Source organism: Cellulomonas sp. URHE0023, from assembly GCF_000688475.1.
Taxonomy (GTDB): domain Bacteria; phylum Actinomycetota; class Actinomycetes; order Actinomycetales; family Cellulomonadaceae; genus Cellulomonas.
The window spans coordinates 75,332-91,032 of the sequence record NZ_JIAN01000005.1 but is presented as its reverse complement, the minus strand read 5'-3'; the positions used below and the strand labels follow the sequence as shown (position 1 = coordinate 91,032).

General features: G+C 72.1%; 14 protein-coding genes. 8 read left to right on the top strand and 6 right to left on the bottom strand.

What is annotated here, in order from left to right; genetic code table 11:
• Positions 1 to 91: 91 nt before the first annotated feature.
• Both N553_RS0100420 and N553_RS0100415 read right to left on the bottom strand, forming a co-directional pair.
• Entirely contained in the window at positions 92 to 538 is a 447-nt protein-coding gene (locus N553_RS0100420) for an HIT family protein (protein ID WP_028044900.1), read from the bottom strand.
• Between the two features lie 9 nt (positions 539 to 547).
• The gene (locus N553_RS0100415; protein ID WP_028044899.1) at positions 548 to 1,084 is read right to left on the bottom strand and encodes a DUF1697 domain-containing protein; all 537 of its coding nucleotides are present in this window, start codon (positions 1,082 to 1,084) and stop codon (positions 548 to 550) included.
• 135 nt (positions 1,085 to 1,219) lie between these two features.
• Here N553_RS0100415 and nirB point away from each other — a divergent pair, with 135 nt between their 5' ends.
• Genes nirB through N553_RS0100390 form a run of 5 tightly spaced genes read left to right on the top strand, consistent with a single transcriptional unit; the run spans position 1,220 to position 7,266 of the window.
• Positions 1,220 to 3,793, top strand: a complete 2,574-nt coding sequence (gene nirB / locus N553_RS0100410) for a nitrite reductase large subunit NirB (protein WP_034620376.1) — start codon at positions 1,220 to 1,222, stop codon at positions 3,791 to 3,793.
• Entirely contained in the window at positions 3,790 to 4,188 is a 399-nt protein-coding gene (gene nirD, locus N553_RS0100405; RefSeq protein ID WP_034620374.1) for a nitrite reductase small subunit NirD, read from the top strand. Before nirB ends, nirD begins: the two co-directional genes overlap by 4 nt.
• Positions 4,185 to 5,420, top strand: coding sequence for a uroporphyrinogen-III C-methyltransferase (cobA, locus tag N553_RS20340; protein ID WP_034620364.1), 1,236 nt, complete (start codon positions 4,185 to 4,187; stop codon positions 5,418 to 5,420). The genes nirD and cobA overlap by 4 nt, the downstream gene beginning before the upstream one ends.
• On the top strand, positions 5,417 to 6,535 hold the full coding sequence (locus N553_RS0100395) for a uroporphyrinogen-III synthase (RefSeq protein WP_028044896.1): 1,119 nt from the start codon (positions 5,417 to 5,419) through the stop codon (positions 6,533 to 6,535). Before cobA ends, N553_RS0100395 begins: the two co-directional genes overlap by 4 nt.
• A complete protein-coding gene (locus tag N553_RS0100390) occupies positions 6,532 to 7,266 on the top strand; it encodes a sirohydrochlorin chelatase (protein WP_051639718.1) in 735 nt (244 codons plus the stop codon). Before N553_RS0100395 ends, N553_RS0100390 begins: the two co-directional genes overlap by 4 nt.
• Before the next feature lie 90 nt (positions 7,267 to 7,356).
• On the opposite strand, the gene N553_RS0100385 is transcribed toward N553_RS0100390, so the two are convergent.
• From N553_RS0100385 to N553_RS0100375, 3 genes are all read right to left on the bottom strand, one after another.
• A complete protein-coding gene (locus tag N553_RS0100385; RefSeq protein WP_028044894.1) occupies positions 7,357 to 9,675 on the bottom strand; it encodes a hypothetical protein in 2,319 nt (772 codons plus the stop codon).
• Between the two features lies 1 nt (position 9,676).
• Positions 9,677 to 10,291, bottom strand: a complete 615-nt coding sequence (locus N553_RS20335) for a hypothetical protein (protein WP_081844441.1) — start codon at positions 10,289 to 10,291, stop codon at positions 9,677 to 9,679.
• A gap of 249 nt (positions 10,292 to 10,540) precedes the next feature.
• Complete coding sequence (locus N553_RS0100375; protein ID WP_028044893.1) at positions 10,541 to 11,116, bottom strand: NYN domain-containing protein; 576 nt, start codon at positions 11,114 to 11,116, stop codon at positions 10,541 to 10,543.
• A 155-nt stretch (positions 11,117 to 11,271) separates the two neighbouring features.
• Here N553_RS0100375 and N553_RS0100370 point away from each other — a divergent pair, with 155 nt between their 5' ends.
• A complete protein-coding gene (locus tag N553_RS0100370; protein ID WP_231505121.1) occupies positions 11,272 to 11,751 on the top strand; it encodes a MarR family winged helix-turn-helix transcriptional regulator in 480 nt (159 codons plus the stop codon).
• Between the two features lie 3 nt (positions 11,752 to 11,754).
• Here N553_RS0100370 and N553_RS0100365 read toward each other — a convergent pair whose 3' ends face one another.
• Positions 11,755 to 12,615, bottom strand: coding sequence for a serine/threonine-protein kinase (locus N553_RS0100365; RefSeq protein WP_231505120.1), 861 nt, complete (start codon positions 12,613 to 12,615; stop codon positions 11,755 to 11,757).
• A gap of 172 nt (positions 12,616 to 12,787) precedes the next feature.
• On the opposite strand from N553_RS0100365, the gene N553_RS0100360 reads away from it, so the two are divergent.
• Complete coding sequence (locus tag N553_RS0100360; protein WP_028044890.1) at positions 12,788 to 13,813, top strand: LacI family DNA-binding transcriptional regulator; 1,026 nt, start codon at positions 12,788 to 12,790, stop codon at positions 13,811 to 13,813.
• Positions 13,814 to 14,022: 209 nt separating this feature from the next.
• Positions 14,023 to 15,696, top strand: coding sequence for a glycoside hydrolase family 13 protein (locus N553_RS0100355; RefSeq protein WP_051639716.1), 1,674 nt, complete (start codon positions 14,023 to 14,025; stop codon positions 15,694 to 15,696).
• Positions 15,697 to 15,701 lie beyond the last annotated feature (5 nt).

Below are 15,701 nucleotides of genomic sequence, written 5' to 3'. Positions count from 1 at the left end.
CCTCCTCGTCCGCTCACGTGGAGCAGACTCTGCCCCCTGCGCGGCGGCTTGTCGTCCCCGCGCAGGGATTCGTCAGGCAACCGTCAGGGGCTCAGAGGTCGGGTGACGTGAGCGAGTCGGGCACGTGCGCGCCGTGACCCAGCTCGACCAGGGCGGAACGGACGCGCTCGGCGGCGGCGTCGAGCTCGGCGGCCGGGAGGTCCGGTCTGGCGTTGGCGAACGTGAGGCTCGCTTCGTCCCACGCGGGCAGGACGTGCAGATGCAGGTGGGGGACCTCGAACCCGGCGACGAGCAGCGCGGCGCGCGGTGCGTCCCAGGCGCGCTGCTGAGCCTGGCCGATGGTGCGCGCGACGACCGTCAGGTGGGCGAGCACGTCGTCCGGGGCGTCGGTGAGCTGCACGATCTCGGCGCGGGGGACCACGAGCACGTGGCCGTCGGTGATCGGTGCGATGGTGCCGAACGCGACCGCGACGTCGTCGGCCCACACGAACCGGCCGGCGATGTCGCCGTCGATGATCTTGGTGAACAGGGTGGCCATGGGCCCACGCTAGACGCGTTCGCGGGCCAGCTTCTGCAGGGCCAGGACGGTGTTCCAGTTGCGTGCCGTGCCGACGCGTCCGGATGCCTTGGACAGCACGTCGATGGTGAGCTTCGAGCGACCCTGGCCGTCCGGGTAGTAGGCGTACGTCTCACGTCCCGCCCAGGCGAGCATCTCCCGGCCGTAGCGCGTGGGGTCGAAGTCGGCTGACGTCGTCGCCACCGGTCCGTCCCAGAACACGGCCACCAGGTGCGTCGGGTCCTGCGACACCTCCTGCGTGAACGGCACAGCGGAGACGACGGCGTCCCACTCCGGGAGTGTGCGCGCCATCACCGGGATGTCGAAGCCGAACTCGTCGGCGAAGGCTGCGGACAGCCCGGCGGCGACGTCGGCACCGGACGCGGGCACGAGCACCAGGTTCCCGCTGTTCACGTAGGTGGTCACCGACGTGTGCCCGAGGCCTTCCGCCACCGAGCGGAGCTGTGCGGAGGTGACCTTGCGACCGCCGACGTTCACGGCACGCAGCAGGGCGATGACGGGACTCATGGCCTCACTCTCACATCTGGCACCGACGCCGTGTGCGGGAAAGGTTCCGCCGAGGTAACGGCGACGCACCCACGGCGCAACACCGGCTTCCTAGCGTCGGAGATGCCCCAGCCCCCCGTTCGACGGAGCATCCACATGACCCAGCACCTCGTCGTCGTCGGCGGCGGAATGGTCGCGCAGCGTCTCGTCGAGGCCCTGCGCGACCGGGACGTCTCCGGGGCGTGGCGGATCACGGTCCTGGCCGAGGAGCCGCGCAGGCCCTACGACCGCGTCGCGCTCACCAGCTACTTCTCGGGTCGGGACGCAGAGGACCTGGCCCTCGGCGACCCGGCCCTGTGGGACGACCCGCTGGTCACGCTCGTCCGCGACGACGCCGTGGTCACCCTGGACCGCACCGCGAAGACCGTCACCACGGCGCACGGGCGTACCGAGCACTACGACCACCTGGTGCTCGCCACCGGGTCGTCGGCGTGGGTGCCGCCGCTCGAGGGCGCTGACCTGCCCGGGGTGTTCGTCTACCGGACCGTCGACGACGTCGCCGAGCTGCGCGGCTACGTCGAGCGGCTCTCGAAGGACCGCGTGGTCAAGGGCGCGGTCCTCGGCGGCGGCCTGCTCGGGCTCGAGGCGGCGGGTGCCCTGCAGGCGCTGGGCGCCAGGACGACAGTGCTGCAGGTGGGGACGCACCTCATGTCCGCGCAGGTCGACCTCGGTGGTGGCGAGGCGCTCCGTCGCCTGATCAACACCCTCGGCGTCGGCGTCCGGCTCAACGCGATGACCACGAGGATCCGCCCGCACCGCCGCGGTGGGGTCGGTCGACTGGACCTGGCAGACGGGGGCCGCGTCGACGCGGACGTCGTCGTGATCGCCGCCGGTGTCCGTCCGCGCGACGAGCTGGCGCGTGCGTCGGACCTGCTCATCGGCGAGCGCGGTGGGGTCGTCGTCGACGACACGTGCCTGACCAGCGACCCGGACATCTCGGCCGTGGGGGAGGTCGCCTGCATCCAGGGCGCCTGCATCGGCCTCGTCGCCCCCGGGTACGCGATGGCCGAGATCACCGTGGACCGCCTGCTCGGTGGTCTGTCCACCTTCCCCGGCGCCGACACGGCCACCAAGCTCAAGCTCTCGGGCGTCGACGTCGCGTCCTTCGGTGACGCGTTCGCGACCACGCCCGGTGCGCTCGAGATCGTCTGGGCGGACCCGGTCGGCGGCGTCTACAAGAAGCTCGTGATGTCCGACGACGCCCGCACCCTGCTCGGGGGGGTCCTCGTCGGCGATGCGTCGGCCTATGCGAGCCTGCGCCCGATGCTGGGCCGTGAGCTGCCCGGCGACCCGGCCGCGTTCCTGCTCCCCGAGGGTGGCGGTGGTGCCCCGGAGCTCGAGCTTCCCGACGACGCCGGCGTGTGCTCGTGCAACAACGTCTCCGCCGGGACCATCCGCGAAGCGGTCACCGAGCACGGGTGCACGGACCTCGGGGCCGTGAAGGCGTGCACACGCGCGGGAACCTCCTGCGGGTCGTGCCTGCCCCTGGTGAAGAAGCTCATGACGACCGAGCTGACCAAGCAGGGTGTTGCCGTGAGCTCGGCGCTCTGCGAGCACTTCGGGCTGTCGCGCGCGCAGCTGTACGACGCCGTCCGGGTCTCGGGGCTCTCGTCGTTCACGGCGGTGATCGAGCGGTTCGGCACCGGCCGCGGCTGCGACATCTGCCGTCCGACCGTCGCGTCGATCCTGTCGACGACCTCCCCGGCTCACGTCCTCGAGGGGGAGCGGGCCGCGCTGCAGGACACCAACGACCACGTGATGGCCAACCTGCAGAAGGACGGCTCCTACTCGGTGGTCCCGCGCATCCCGGGCGGCGAGGTGACTCCCGAGGGCCTCATCGCGATCGGGTCGGTGGCGCAGGAGTTCGGGCTGTACACCAAGATCACGGGCGGTCAGCGGATCGACCTGTTCGGTGCCCGCATCGACCAGCTCCCCGTGATCTGGCGGCGGCTGGTGGATGCCGGGTTCGAGTCCGGGCACGCGTACGGCAAGTCGCTGCGCACCGTGAAGTCCTGCGTGGGGTCCACCTGGTGCAGGTTCGGGGTCCAGGACTCGGTGGCGCTCGCGGTGATGCTCGAGCTGCGGTACCGCGGCCTGCGATCCCCCCACAAGATCAAGCTGGGCGTCTCCGGGTGCGCCCGTGAGTGCGCCGAGGCCCGCGGCAAGGATGTGGGCGTCATCGCGACCGACAAGGGCTGGAACGTCTACGTCGGGGGGAACGGTGGCTTCACGCCCCGTCACGCGCAGCTCCTCGCGGAGGATCTCGACACCGACACCCTGGTCCGGACGATCGACCGCTTCCTGCTCTACTACGTGCGCACCGCGGACCGGCTGCAGCGCACGGCGCCCTGGATCGACGACGTCGAGGGCGGGCTCGCGGGCGTCCGGTCGGTCGTGATGGACGACTCGCTCGGGATCTGCGCCGACCTCGACGCCCAGATGGACGCGCACGTCGAGGAGTACGAGGACGAGTGGCGCGCGACGCTCGAGGACCCCGAGAAGCTGCGCCGGTTCGCGTCGTTCGTCAACGCACCCGAGACCCCTGACCCGTCGCTGGCGTACGTGCCGGAGCGTGGCCAGTCCCGTCCGGCGACGGCCGACGAACGCGCTGCCGCGCTCCGCGGTGAACCTGTCCTGGTCGCCGGAACCACCTTGGAGGTCCGCTCATGACCGCGTTGGACGTCGCCCCGGCCGTCTCGGGCACCGGGAGCTGGACCGTCCTGTGCCGCCTCTCGGACCTGGCCCCGGAGCGTGGGGCAGCCGCCCTCTTGTCGGACGGCACGCAGGTCGCGGTGTTCCGGCTGAGGGACGAGCGGGTGTTCGCCGTCCAGCAGCACGACCCGTTCAGCGACGCGTACGTGATCTCGCGGGGAATCGTCGGGTCGCGACGGATCGACGACGTCGATGTACCGACAGTTGCCTCCCCCATGTACAAGCAGGTCTTCGCTCTCGCCACGGGCGAGTGCCTGGACGTCGCAGGCAAGACCCCGACGCGCGGCCTGCCACCGGACCTGCGGCCCTGGCCGGTCCGCGTCCGCGACGGGTTCGTCGAGGTCGTGTCATGACCACGATGCTCGGTCTCGACCTGGTGGGTCGGCGTGTTCTGGTGGTCGGCGGCGGGCCGGTCGCCGCGCGTCGCGTCCAGTCCTTGCTCGCCGACGCTGCTCGGGTGGTCGTCGTCGCACCGCAGCTGTGCGAGGCGCTCGTCGACATGCACACGTGGGGGCTCGTCGAGTGGCACGCCCGCGAGGTGGCGTCGCACGATCTCGACGGCGTGTGGCTCGTGCACACCGCGACAGGTGACCGTGCGACGGACGCCGCGGTCGTCCGCTGGGCGCACGAGCGACAGACGTTCTGCGTCGACGCCGGAGCCTCGCAGGGGTCCGCCCGGACGCCCGCGACGACGCAGCACGGTGACGTCCTGGTGGGAGTCGTCTCGACCGGCACGCCGGACCCCGGTCGCACGCAGTCGGTCCGCGATGCGCTCTCGGCACATCTTCGGGAGGGCAGCGTCGACCTGCGGAGGCACCGGCCAGGACCGGGCCGCGTCGTGCTCGTCGGGGGTGGCCCTGGGGACGTCGGGCTGCTCACGATCGCCGGTCGCCGGGCGCTCGCCGAGGCTGACGTCGTCGTCACCGACCGTCTGGGGCCTGTGAGCGTTCTGGACGACCTGCAGGCCGGCGTCGAGATCATCGACGTCGGGAAGTCTCCCGGCAACCACCCCGTACCCCAGCACGAGATCGGCCGGATCCTCGTCGAGCAGGCGCAGCGGGGGCGGGTCGTGGTGCGCCTCAAGGGCGGCGACCCGTTCGTCTACGGCCGTGGCGGCGAGGAGGTCGTCGCGTGCCGGGAAGCGGGCGTCGACGTCTCCGTCGTCCCGGGCGTCAGCAGTGCGTTCGGTGCGCCGGCTGCGGCTGGGATCCCCTTGACGCACCGCGGCACGGTCGGCGCCGTGCACGTGATGAACGGGCACGACGGCTGGTCACCGGCCGCGCTCCTGGGCCTGCGCGAGCGGTCGTGCACCGTGGTCGTCCTGATGGGCGTCAGCGCCCTGCCCGCGCTGGCCCGGACCGCGCTCGACGAGGGCATCGACCCCCGCACGCCCGTCGCGCTGGTCGAGGACGGGACGCTGCCTGCTCAGCGGGTCACGCGCGCGGTCCTGGCCGACGTCGTCGACGTCGCCGCTGCGGCCGGCGTGCGCGCCCCGGCGGTCATCGTGCTCGGCGCTGTTGCGGACGCGCACCTGCTCGAACCCGAAACATCGACGGAACGTGGTGCCGTCACAATGTCGACGTGAGCGAACCCATCGACCAGACGCTTGCCGGGTGCGTCGTCCTGGTGACGGCCGACCGTCGATCCGCTGAGCTCTCTGCGGCCCTCGGGCGCCGTGGTGCGGCGATCCGGCACGCCCCTGCGCTGAGCATGGTTCCGCACACCGACGACGCCGCCCTGCTGGAAGGCACCCGGTCGCTGCTGGCCGACCCGCCGGACACCGTGGTCGTGACCACGGGCATCGGCTTCCGCGGCTGGATCGAGGCTGCCGACGCGTACGGCCTGGCGGAGCCGCTCGTCGACATGCTCCGTGGCACCCGGCTCGTCGCGCGCGGCCCCAAGGCCCGTGGCGCGATCCAGGCCGCAGGGCTGACCGCCGACTGGGTGGCCGAGTCAGAGACGAGTGCCGAGATCGCCGAGGTTCTCCTCGACGAGGGTGTCGACGGCCGGGACATCGCGGTGCAGCACCACGGGGCCGGCGCCGACGGTCTCGACGAGGCCTTCGCCGCCGCAGGCGCCCGCGTGCGGAGCCTCATCGTCTACCGGTGGGGTCCGCCACCGGATGCTGCCGTGGTCGAGGCGTCGGTCCGCGCGGTCGCCGCGGGCGAGATCGACGCGGTCGTCTTCACCTCCGCCCCGGGGGCCGCTGCGTGGCTCGCGGCTGCCGACGACGCCGGCGTCGCCCACCAGATCGAGCGGCTGGCACGGCGGGGGAGCGTCGTGATGGCGGCCGTCGGACCGATCACCGCCAAGCCGCTCCAGGACCGCGGGATCGAGCCGCTCGTGCCCGACCGGGGCCGGTTGGGATCTCTGGTCCGCGCGGTGGTCGGCCACTACGGCGGGCTCGAGGCGCTGCAGACGATCGCAGGTCCGCTGCAGGTGCACCGCGGCGCCGCCGTGCTGGACGGGCATGTGCTCGCCCTGACGCCGACCGGGCTGGAGGTGCTCCGGCTACTCGTCAAGGCCCGCGGCTCCGTCGTTCCGCGCGAGCACGTGCTCGCGGTCCTCCCGGGCGACTCGACCGACCCGCACGCCGCCGAGGTCGCCATCGCCCGGCTCCGCGACGCGACAGGCAGCCGCGCTCTCATCAAGACTGTCGTCAAGAGGGGATACCGTCTCGAGCTGGAGGAGGTTCGATGACCAACGCACTGCACGCCCGCGGGCCCGTGCCGGACCGCTCGTCGCCCGCACACCCTGTTCTGGTCGGGTGCTCCCACGGGACGGACGACGTGCAGGGGCGCGCAGCCGTCCGCTCGATCCTGACGGGTGCCGCCGCCGCGCGGCCCGAGCTCGATGTCCGTGAGGCGTTCGTCGACGTCCAGCAGCCCGAGGTGGCCAACGTCGTCGCCGACGCGCTCGACGGGGACTCGTCGGGCGCGGTCGTGGTGCCGCTGCTCCTGTCGACCGGGTTCCACGTCCGCGTGGACATCGCTGCGGCGGTGGACCAGCCCGGCGCCACGGCTGCGTCACCGCTCGGCCCCGACCCTCGGCTCGTCGACATCCTGGTGGACCGGCTCCACGAGGCCGAGGTCGGACCCGACGACCTGGTCGTGCTCGCCGCGGCGGGGTCGACCGACCCGGCGGCCGCGCTGGCCGTCGAGGCTGTTGCGGCGGGCCTGGCCGACCGGATCACGCAGCCCGTGACCATCGGCTACGGCGCAGGCGCCGAGCCGCGGGTGCCGGCCGCCGTCGCCGCGGCCCGCACGGACCTGCCTGCGGGGGGCCGCGTGGTCGTGGCGTCCTACCTGCTGGCGCCGGGCTACTTCCACGACCGCGTGCTCGAGGCAGGGGCCGACGTGGTCACCGCGCCGCTCGCACCCGACGACAGGCTCGTCCAGATCGTCCTCGACCGGTACGACGAAGCAACCTGAGCAGCGACGCATCGCCCAGAGGGGCGCGCAGAACAGAGCAGGGCCCGTCGCGCTCGGCGCGACGGGCCCTGCTCTTGCTTCCGTACTGCGTCAGGCGATGCGGCGCCCGACCAGTGCCGCGATGCCGATGCCGGCTGCGAACAGGGCGATCGCGGCGATCAGGCGGCCGAGGGCGTGCACCCCTGAACCGTTCGCACCGGCGATGTCGATCGAGTACGCGGTTGCACCCTTGGCGCCCTCGGGTGCCCCGTAGGCCATCGACTCGTCTGCTGCCCGCTGCGCACCCGCGGTGAGCACCGCGTACTTCACGCCGAAGTCCGCCGCGGTCTCCTTGCCGCTCTCCACGACCTGCGACGTGCCCTCGTCGGAGAGCTGCTGCGTGCCGTCGACGAGCTTGGGCGCACCCGTTGCGGCCTCACCGAGACCGTCCGCGAGCTGCGTCGAACCGTCGGCCGCATCCTGGAGGCCGTCGGAGAGCTGACCCGCACCCGTGCTGAGCTGGTGCGCACCCGTACCGAGCTGTCCGAGCCCGCTGGCGAGGGCTCCGCCACCGGCGCTGAGCTGGTCCGTGCCCGCCTGCAGGGAGTGGACCCCGCCGCGCAGCGTGCCGTCGGCCTTGGTGTCGTCGCCGTCGCCGACGCCCTTCTGCACGGCCGCCACCACACCGGTGACCAGCGCGGTCACACCGCCGTCGACCTGGTTGATGCCCTCGAGCAGACCGTCCTGCGTGCAGACGCCCGGGAGCGACGCCTTGCTCAGACCGCACTCGACGGTCGCCAGGCCGGGACCGGCCAGGTGCGACAGGCGTCCCTGGAGGTAGGTCAGACCCTGCTGCAGGTTCGCCGACGCCGACGGTGCAGCCGAGTAGAAGGCAGCCGCGTCGGCGTTGCCGAGCGCAGCCGGGTCGGCGAACTTCGGCAGAGCCGCGTTGAGCTGGTCGATGAGGCCCTGCAGGACCACCTGGCTCGTCGCGTCCGCCTTGACGATCACCGGGCGCCCTGCCGGGTAGCACGGGTGCGTCTTGGGCGGCAGCGGGTCAGCGCCCGCCTTGACGTCCTTGAGGACCTCGATCGCGCAGCTGAGCTGCTGGTAGGCGCCCGGCGCAGTGGCGCTGACGTTGTAGATCCCGGCGGCCATCGCGGCGAGCGCGGCCGGGGCGTCCGTGCCGACCTGCTTGCGCAGTGCGTCGACGCCTCCGAGCAGCGTGGCCGGGTTGGACGTCGAGCCGATGCCGGCACGCATCTTCGCGATCCCGTCATGCAGCGGCTGCGCCTGGGCGGGCAGCGCGCCGACGTCGCCGTACATCTTGGCCAGCCCGCCGTCGACGAGGGCCAGGCCGCCGTCCACCTGGGTCAGCCCGTCGATGAGCTGCGGCGCCTTCGACCGTGCTTCGGCCAGACCGGCGTCGAGCTTGCGCGCACCCGCGGCGAGCGCGGCGGCCCCCGGTGCGGCGTCGTCGTTGAGACCCGACGACAGCTGGGTCGCACCCTCGTGGAGCTGGAGCAGGCCGGCGAGGAGCTCGGCTGCGCCGTCGTGCAGCTGAAGCACGCTGTCGTCGATCTGGAGCGCGCCGCCGGTCAGGTCCACGCCCTTCTGGGCGCCCGCCTGGTAGCTGGCCGAGCCGCCCTTGAACGACGGGTAGTCGAGCGGGGAGACGGCCATGGAGGTGAGGTTGGCCGGCGGGATCACGCCGCGCGAGATGTGCGCGGTGTAGCCGAACTCGGCGGTGTCGGAGCCGATGGGCGGGAACAGCGTCATCTGGAACGTCAGGCGGTTGCCGCTGTGGCCGTCCCCTGCGATGCCGGCCTCGTCGGACCGGACGTCGGTGAAGTTCGACGGCAGGGTGGTGACCAGCTGGCCGATCATCGGGACGACGGTCTGCGCGGACGCGGTCTTGCGGGCGCCCGTTCCGTCGTCGTACGTGACGTCCTCGCTGCGGCCCGTGGTGTTCTTGACCGTGTAGTGCACCGCCAGCGTGCCCGTGCGGCCCACGACGTTGCCGGGCTCGACCGGCTGACCGTCCAGGGTGTAGGTGACCTTGACCGTGAGCGGGAGGTCCTTGTCGTAGTCGCTGACCGACCGCTGGCGCTTCTCGCCGTCGACGGTGACGTGGCTGACCAGCGACCCGTCGACCACGTCGTAGCCGCCGAACCCGTCGAGGTTGCGCAGCCCCTTGGTCGAGACGGGGTTGCTGATCGTGGCGGATCCGTGGCCAGACAGCGCGAGCTGCTCGTAGACGCGGGCCTCGACCAGCTTGCCGGTCGCACTGAGCTTCGCCTGGACCGTCTCGGTGTTCGTCACGGCGACGTCGCCGCTGTCGTCGGCAGCGAGCGCCGAGACGCTGGCGGTGCCCAGCATGAGGGGGAGCAGGACGACGGCGACTCCGGCCGTCGCGAGGGAGCGGCGCACGTCAGGCCTCCGGCTGGGGGTCGTAGGACATGGTGGGGACGGAGCGGCGGGTCTGGGCCGGCGCCGACTCCTCGAAGGTCAGCGGTTCGGACGCCGTCTCGAGCTCGGCCTCCCGCGCTCGTTCCAGCGCGCGCTCCTGGACGATCTGCGGTCCGAGGAGCGCGGTGGCGAGGAAGCCCGCCCCCGCGGCCAGCAGGATCGATGTGGCCGTGGTGGCGGACGAGCCGACGAACGCCGTGGGGTCGGAGCTGTACGTCGCCTCGTACGCGCCGCTCATCGCGGCGGCGCCGAGCAGGGTGGACCACAGGGGCAGGCGGCCACGGGTGCCCGCAGCGACCGCGAGGCAGATCAGCAGGACGAGCAGTACCGCCACGGCGCGGCCGGAGGTCGCGTCAGGCAGCACGGCGGCGCGCAGCGCGTAGCCGAACCAGGCGGCGGCGAACCCGGCGGCGAACCCGCCGACACGCTGGGCCGGCGACCGGTCGGGCACGAGCCCGAGCGTGCCACCGATGGCCGCCCCGAGCAGCGCCACGGCCTGCAGCTCGGGCGATGCGACCACGACGACCAACGTCGTGACGACGGCGAGGACGAGCCCCGCCAAGATGTACCGCTTCATGACCACCCCGTCGTGATGTGTGCTGTCGGGTAGGGCAGTGCCTGCCCGACCAGGTGCTGGGAGTGGGTCCGCCGTGGTGCCCGTGAGCAGCGCGATCGCCATTGACCCCGCGTCCACCGGACACTTCGGGCGGTACCCGGGGCACTGTCTAGCACCCGGGGGAACATCTGAGCCATGCGGTACTAGGTAAATGGCCGCGGTACTAGGTACATCGTTACCGGCCCGTAACCTGGGCCCCGGCTGAGAGCCTCAGAGGTAGCGCAGCGGGTCGAACTCCTCGAGCGGGATGATGCGCAGGCGCGGAAGCTGGACGTTGAACGCGGCGACGTCACCTTCGAGGTCGAAGGTGGACAGCCCCTTGGCGGTCAGCGCCGCGAGCTGTGTGCTGGTGAACTCGCGGAACGCGAGGAGGCCGACGCGACGGTCGTCGTCGTCCACCAGGACCTCGAGCTCCGGCGCGAAGTCGCCGTCGTGGCTGGCCAGCAGCACGTCGCCACCGCGTCCGGCGATCGCCTCGAGCGTGCGCTTGATGCCGATGTCGACGACCTTCTCGTACGACTCGCCCGACAGCGGGATCGGCTGGAACCCGATCGCGAGCAGCGCCTGGACGAACGACATCGGCAGCGAGCCGCTGGAGGCGTTGAGGAAGAAGAGCGCCTTGACCGGCTGGTCCCAGGTCTGCTGCGCGAACGTGAGCACGCGTTCCCAGCGTGGGCGCTGCTCCGGGGTCGGGCGGCCGCCGAGGATGGAGGAGCCGAGCGTGGCGTCGATGTTCTCGCCGTCCACCAGCAGGTACGTGGTGCGGGGGGCCGCCTCGGTGCTCATCGCCCGAGCGTATCCGCAGGTGGAGCGTGAGCGCGGGTGGGACGAGGCCGAGGAGCGCGCGGAAGCGCACGGGCCGGGACTGGAACAGGACCGCGGGATGTGCAGTTGAAAAACATACGTACGCATGGACGTCAGAGCGACAGAAGGAGCATGCGGTGAATGTGCCGGAACCAGGCGAGCTGCCCGGGACGCGTGAGGCGGCTGAGGCGTGGGAGTCGTTGTTCCGAGCGCAGGTGGCGCTCATGCGCCGCTTCCAGCGCGACGACGTCTGGGGCGACCTCACCATCCGCGAGTACGACGTGCTCTTCACGCTCGCGGGCTGCCCGGACGGGGCCGCGCGACTCAAGGACCTGGGCGAGAACAGCCTGCTGACCCAGCCGAGCCTGTCCCGGCTCGTCGAGCGGCTCGAGGGCCACGGGCTCGTCACGCGAGGCCCGGTCCCCGGCGACGCCCGCGGGGTCACGGTGCGCCTGACCGACGAGGGCGTCCGCGTGCAGCGCGAGATCGGCCGCCGCCACGTGCGGTCCATCCGTCAGCTCGTGGGAGGCGCACTCGATGCCCGCGAGCTCGCGACGTTGCGCACCCTGACCGACAAGCTGCGCGCGGCGCAGGCCGCGATCCCCGACCCAGGCTGAGAGTCAGGCGCGCAGCGCCCGCAGCTCGGCGGTGACGGCGGCGGTCGCCGGACGCGCCGCCGGCTCGTGCGCCGTCATGGCCCGCAGGAGCCGCGTCCAGTCGCGCCCGAGGTGCGGGGGGATCTCGACCGGGTCCAGCAGGCGGGCCAGGCTGCTGGTGAGCGGGTCGCCCGGGTAGGCGCGCTCGCCCGTGAGGCACTCGAGCAGGACCAGGCCGAGGGAGTAGACGTCGCTCGCAGGTCCGGCGGGCGCACCGAGCGCCTGCTCGGGGCTCTGGTAGCCGGCCGTCCCCGTCGAGCCGCGCGAGGTCCGGTTGCCGGTGGTGGTGGTCACGGCGATGCCGAAGTCCGCGAGGACCACCGGCAGCACCGGCGCGTCGACGCCACCGGTCGGTGCGCGGTCGGGGGCGACCAAGACGTTCGAGGGCTTCACGTCGCGGTGCAGCACCCCGGCGTTGTGCGCGTGGCCGAGCGCCAGGGCGAGCTGCCGTCCGACGTCGGCGGTCACCCTGGGGGTGAGCGGCCCGGCGGCGATCGTCTCCCGCAGCGTCCGCCCGTTGACGAGCTCCATGACGAGGAACGCGACGGGTCCCACGTCGGGCATGGTGTCGGCGCCGACGTCGAGGAGGGCGACCAGTCCAGGGTGGGCCAACGAGGACAGCACGCGAGCCTCGTGCGCGTAGCGACGAATCTCCTCGGGCGTCGCGTCGCCGATCTCGAACAGCTTGAGCGCGACCCTGCGGTGGAGCCTCTCGTCCGTCGCCCGGAACACCTCACCCGATCCGCCTCGGCCCAGCCGTTGCTCGAGGCGGTAGCGCCGGCCGAGCGCGCGGCTCGGCGACGGGCGCTCGTCGATCGTGGGCACGGGGCAACCTCGGGGTCAGGCTTCAGGGGAGTGGCGGGGCGGCATCGACGCTAGAAGGTGGCCCACCGAGGCGCACGTCGAGGACGTCCCCCGGCCGGGTGATTCCGCTGCGTGCATTCGGTTTGCAGCGGAATGCAAGCGGCTTGCGTTCCGTGACAGTAGTGTGACGGTCATGTCACGGCGACTCGCAGAGGTAGCGCGCAAGGTCGGTGTCTCCGAAGCAACCGTGAGCAGGGTGCTCAACGGCAAGCCCGGGGTGTCCGAGTCGACACGCGAGGCGGTCCTGACCGCGCTCGACGTCCTCGGCTACGAGCGCCCCACCAAGCTGCGTGGTGAGCGCGCCCGACTGGTCGGTCTCGTGCTGCCGGAGCTGCAGAACCCGATCTTCCCGGCGTTCGCCGAGGTGGTCGGCGGGGCCCTCGCGCAGCAGGGGTTCACCCCGGTCCTGTGCACGCAGACCGCCGGCGGGGTGTCGGAGGCGGACTACGTCGAGCTCCTGCTCGGGCAGCAGGTGTCGGGCATCGTCTTCGCGGGCGGCCACTACGCGCAGCGCGACGCCACGCACGACCACTACGAGCGGCTGACGGGTCGCAACCTGCCCGTCGTGCTCATCAACGCGTCGATCGAGGAGCTGCCGTTCCCGCGCGTCTCGTGCGATGACGAGGTCGCGATCGAGCAGGCGATCGGGCACCTGGCATCGCTCGGGCACACGACGATCGGCCTGGTCCTGGGCCCCGTGGACCACGTGCCGTCCGAGCGCAAGCTGCGAGCGGCGCAGGTGATCATGCGCCGCCTGGGCCTTGAGCTCAGCGAGAAGCACGTGGTCCGCAGCGCCTACTCCCTCGAGAGCGGGCAGGCCGCCGGCAACCGGCTGCTACGCGAGGGCGTCACGGGGATCGTCTGTGCCAGCGACCCCCTGGCGCTCGGGGTCATCCGGGCCGCGCGCCGGGCCGGCATGAACGTCCCGGACGACGTGTCTGTCGTCGGCTACGACGACTCGGCGTTCATGAGCTGCACCGAGCCGCCGCTGACCACCGTCCGCCAGCCGATCGAGCCGATGGGCCGCGCGGCGATCGACCTGCTCGTCAGCCAGATCCACGGTGCGGCGGTGCCGCACGACGAGCTGCTGTTCGAGCCCGAGCTCGTGGTGCGCGGGTCGACCGGCCCCGCCCGCGTGCGCGAGGTCGCCGGCGCGTAGCCGCACTGCCTGAGGGTTGCACCGGCCCCTCGTCCGCTTTCTGCGGACGAGGGGCCGTTCGCGTTGGCGAACCAGGCTGCTGCAAGGGAGCGCTGATCGGATATCGGCATCCCTTTGGTCACACTTCGATAACTAGTCTGTCAGGTTCTTGCGTTGTTTCAGTCGAGTCCTTTAGTGTCCATCTCGCGACGATGACGTGGCGACGGCAGATGAGAGACGAGACCGCAGTGACGCAGCCTCAACCCGAGACCGACCCCCAGTGGTGGCGCGGAGCCGTGATCTACCAGGTCTACCCCCGCAGCTTCTCCGACGGGAACGGTGACGGCACGGGTGACCTCGAAGGTCTGCGCCAGCGCCTGCCGTACCTGCGCGACCTCGGCGTCGACGCCATCTGGGTGACCCCGTGGTACGTCTCCCCGCTCGCCGACGGCGGCTACGACGTCGCCGACTACCGGGCCATCGACCCGGCGTTCGGCACGCTCGAGCAGGCCGAGCGGCTGATCGACGACGCTCTCGCCTTGGGGATCCGCACGATCATCGACGTCGTTCCCAACCACGTCTCCGACCAGCACGCGTGGTTCCAGGCGGCCCTCGCCGCGGGCCCCGGCTCGCCCGAGCGTGCACGGTTCTGGTTCCATCCCGGCAAGGGCGAGAACGGCGACGAGATGCCCACCCAGTGGGTCTCGGACTTCCAGGGCAGCACGTGGACACGCACCACGAACCCCGACGGAACCCCCGGCGAGTGGTACCTGCACCTGTTCGCGCCGGCGCAGCCGGACGTCAACTGGTCGCACCCGGACGTCGTCGAGGAGTTCGACTCCGTCCTGCGCTTCTGGTTCGACAGAGGCGTGGCGGGGATACGGATCGACTCGGCCGCGCTGCTCATCAAGGACCCGGCACTGCCGGAGGTTCCCGAGCACCCCGGCCCGGGCGAGCACCCCCACGTGGACCGCGACGAGCTGCACGACGTCTACCGAGGCTGGCGGGCAGTCGCAAACTCCTACCCGGGCAACCGCGTCCTCGTCGGCGAGGTGTGGCTACGAGACACCGAGCGGTTCGCGCAGTACCTGCGTCCGGACGAGATGCACACCGCCTTCAACTTCGACTTCATGGCGCGCCCGTGGGACGCCAAGAAGTTCCGGGAGTCGATCGAGCTGACACTGGCCGCGCACGGCCCGGTCGGTGCGCCCGCGACGTGGGTCCTGTCCAACCACGACGTGACCAGACCCGTCACCCGGTACGGGCGCGAGGACAGCTCGTTCGCGTTCACGGCGAAGCGTTTCGGTACCAGGACGGACCTCACCGTGGGTCTACGACGGGCGCGCGCCGCGGCACTGCTCACCGCCGCGCTGCCGGGCTCTCTCTACATCTACCAGGGCGACGAGCTCGGTCTGCCCGAGGTCGAGGACCTGCCGCTCGACCTGCTGCAGGACCCCATGCACTTCCGGTCCGGGGGCGTCGACCCCGGCCGGGACGGCTGCCGCGTGCCGCTGCCGTGGTCCGGGACGTCGGCCCCGTTCGGGTTCAGCCCCGACGGCGCGACGAGGGAGCCCTGGCTCCCTCAGCCCGCCGCCTGGAGCGAACGGACGGTCGAGGTCCAGTCCTCGGACCCGACGTCGACGCTGCACCTGTACCGCGACCTTCTCGCGCTGCGTCGCTCGGAGCCCGCTCTGGGCGACGGTCCGCTGACCTGGCTCGACCACCTCGACGGCTCCGACGACGTGCTCGCGTTCGCCCGCGGCGACCTCGTGTGCGTCGTCAACCTGGGCGACCGGCCGGCACCCCTGCCGGCCCACACCGACATCCTGCTCACGAGCGCGCCGCTCGAGGCAGGGCTGCTCCCGCGCGACACCGCCGCGTGGCTGCGAACGGCTCGACCCTGAACACC

What these genes read in the sequence shown, in the direction of transcription:
- nirB (WP_034620376.1), top strand. Translation starts at nt 1,220, where the DNA reads ATGACCCAGCACCTCGTCGTCGTCGGCGGCGGAATGGTCGCGCAGCGT.
- N553_RS0100390 (WP_051639718.1), top strand. Translation starts at nt 6,532, where the DNA reads ATGACCAACGCACTGCACGCCCGCGGGCCCGTGCCGGACCGCTCGTCG.
- cobA (WP_034620364.1), top strand. Translation starts at nt 4,185, where the DNA reads ATGACCACGATGCTCGGTCTCGACCTGGTGGGTCGGCGTGTTCTGGTG.
- N553_RS20335 (WP_081844441.1), bottom strand. Translation starts at nt 10,291, where the DNA reads ATGAAGCGGTACATCTTGGCGGGGCTCGTCCTCGCCGTCGTCACGACG.
- N553_RS0100360 (WP_028044890.1), top strand. Translation starts at nt 12,788, where the DNA reads ATGTCACGGCGACTCGCAGAGGTAGCGCGCAAGGTCGGTGTCTCCGAA.
- N553_RS0100420 (WP_028044900.1), bottom strand. Translation starts at nt 538, where the DNA reads ATGGCCACCCTGTTCACCAAGATCATCGACGGCGACATCGCCGGCCGG.
- N553_RS0100415 (WP_028044899.1), bottom strand. Translation starts at nt 1,084, where the DNA reads ATGAGTCCCGTCATCGCCCTGCTGCGTGCCGTGAACGTCGGCGGTCGC.
- N553_RS0100355 (WP_051639716.1), top strand. Translation starts at nt 14,023, where the DNA reads ATGAGAGACGAGACCGCAGTGACGCAGCCTCAACCCGAGACCGACCCC.
- nirD (WP_034620374.1), top strand. Translation starts at nt 3,790, where the DNA reads ATGACCGCGTTGGACGTCGCCCCGGCCGTCTCGGGCACCGGGAGCTGG.
- N553_RS0100375 (WP_028044893.1), bottom strand. Translation starts at nt 11,116, where the DNA reads ATGAGCACCGAGGCGGCCCCCCGCACCACGTACCTGCTGGTGGACGGC.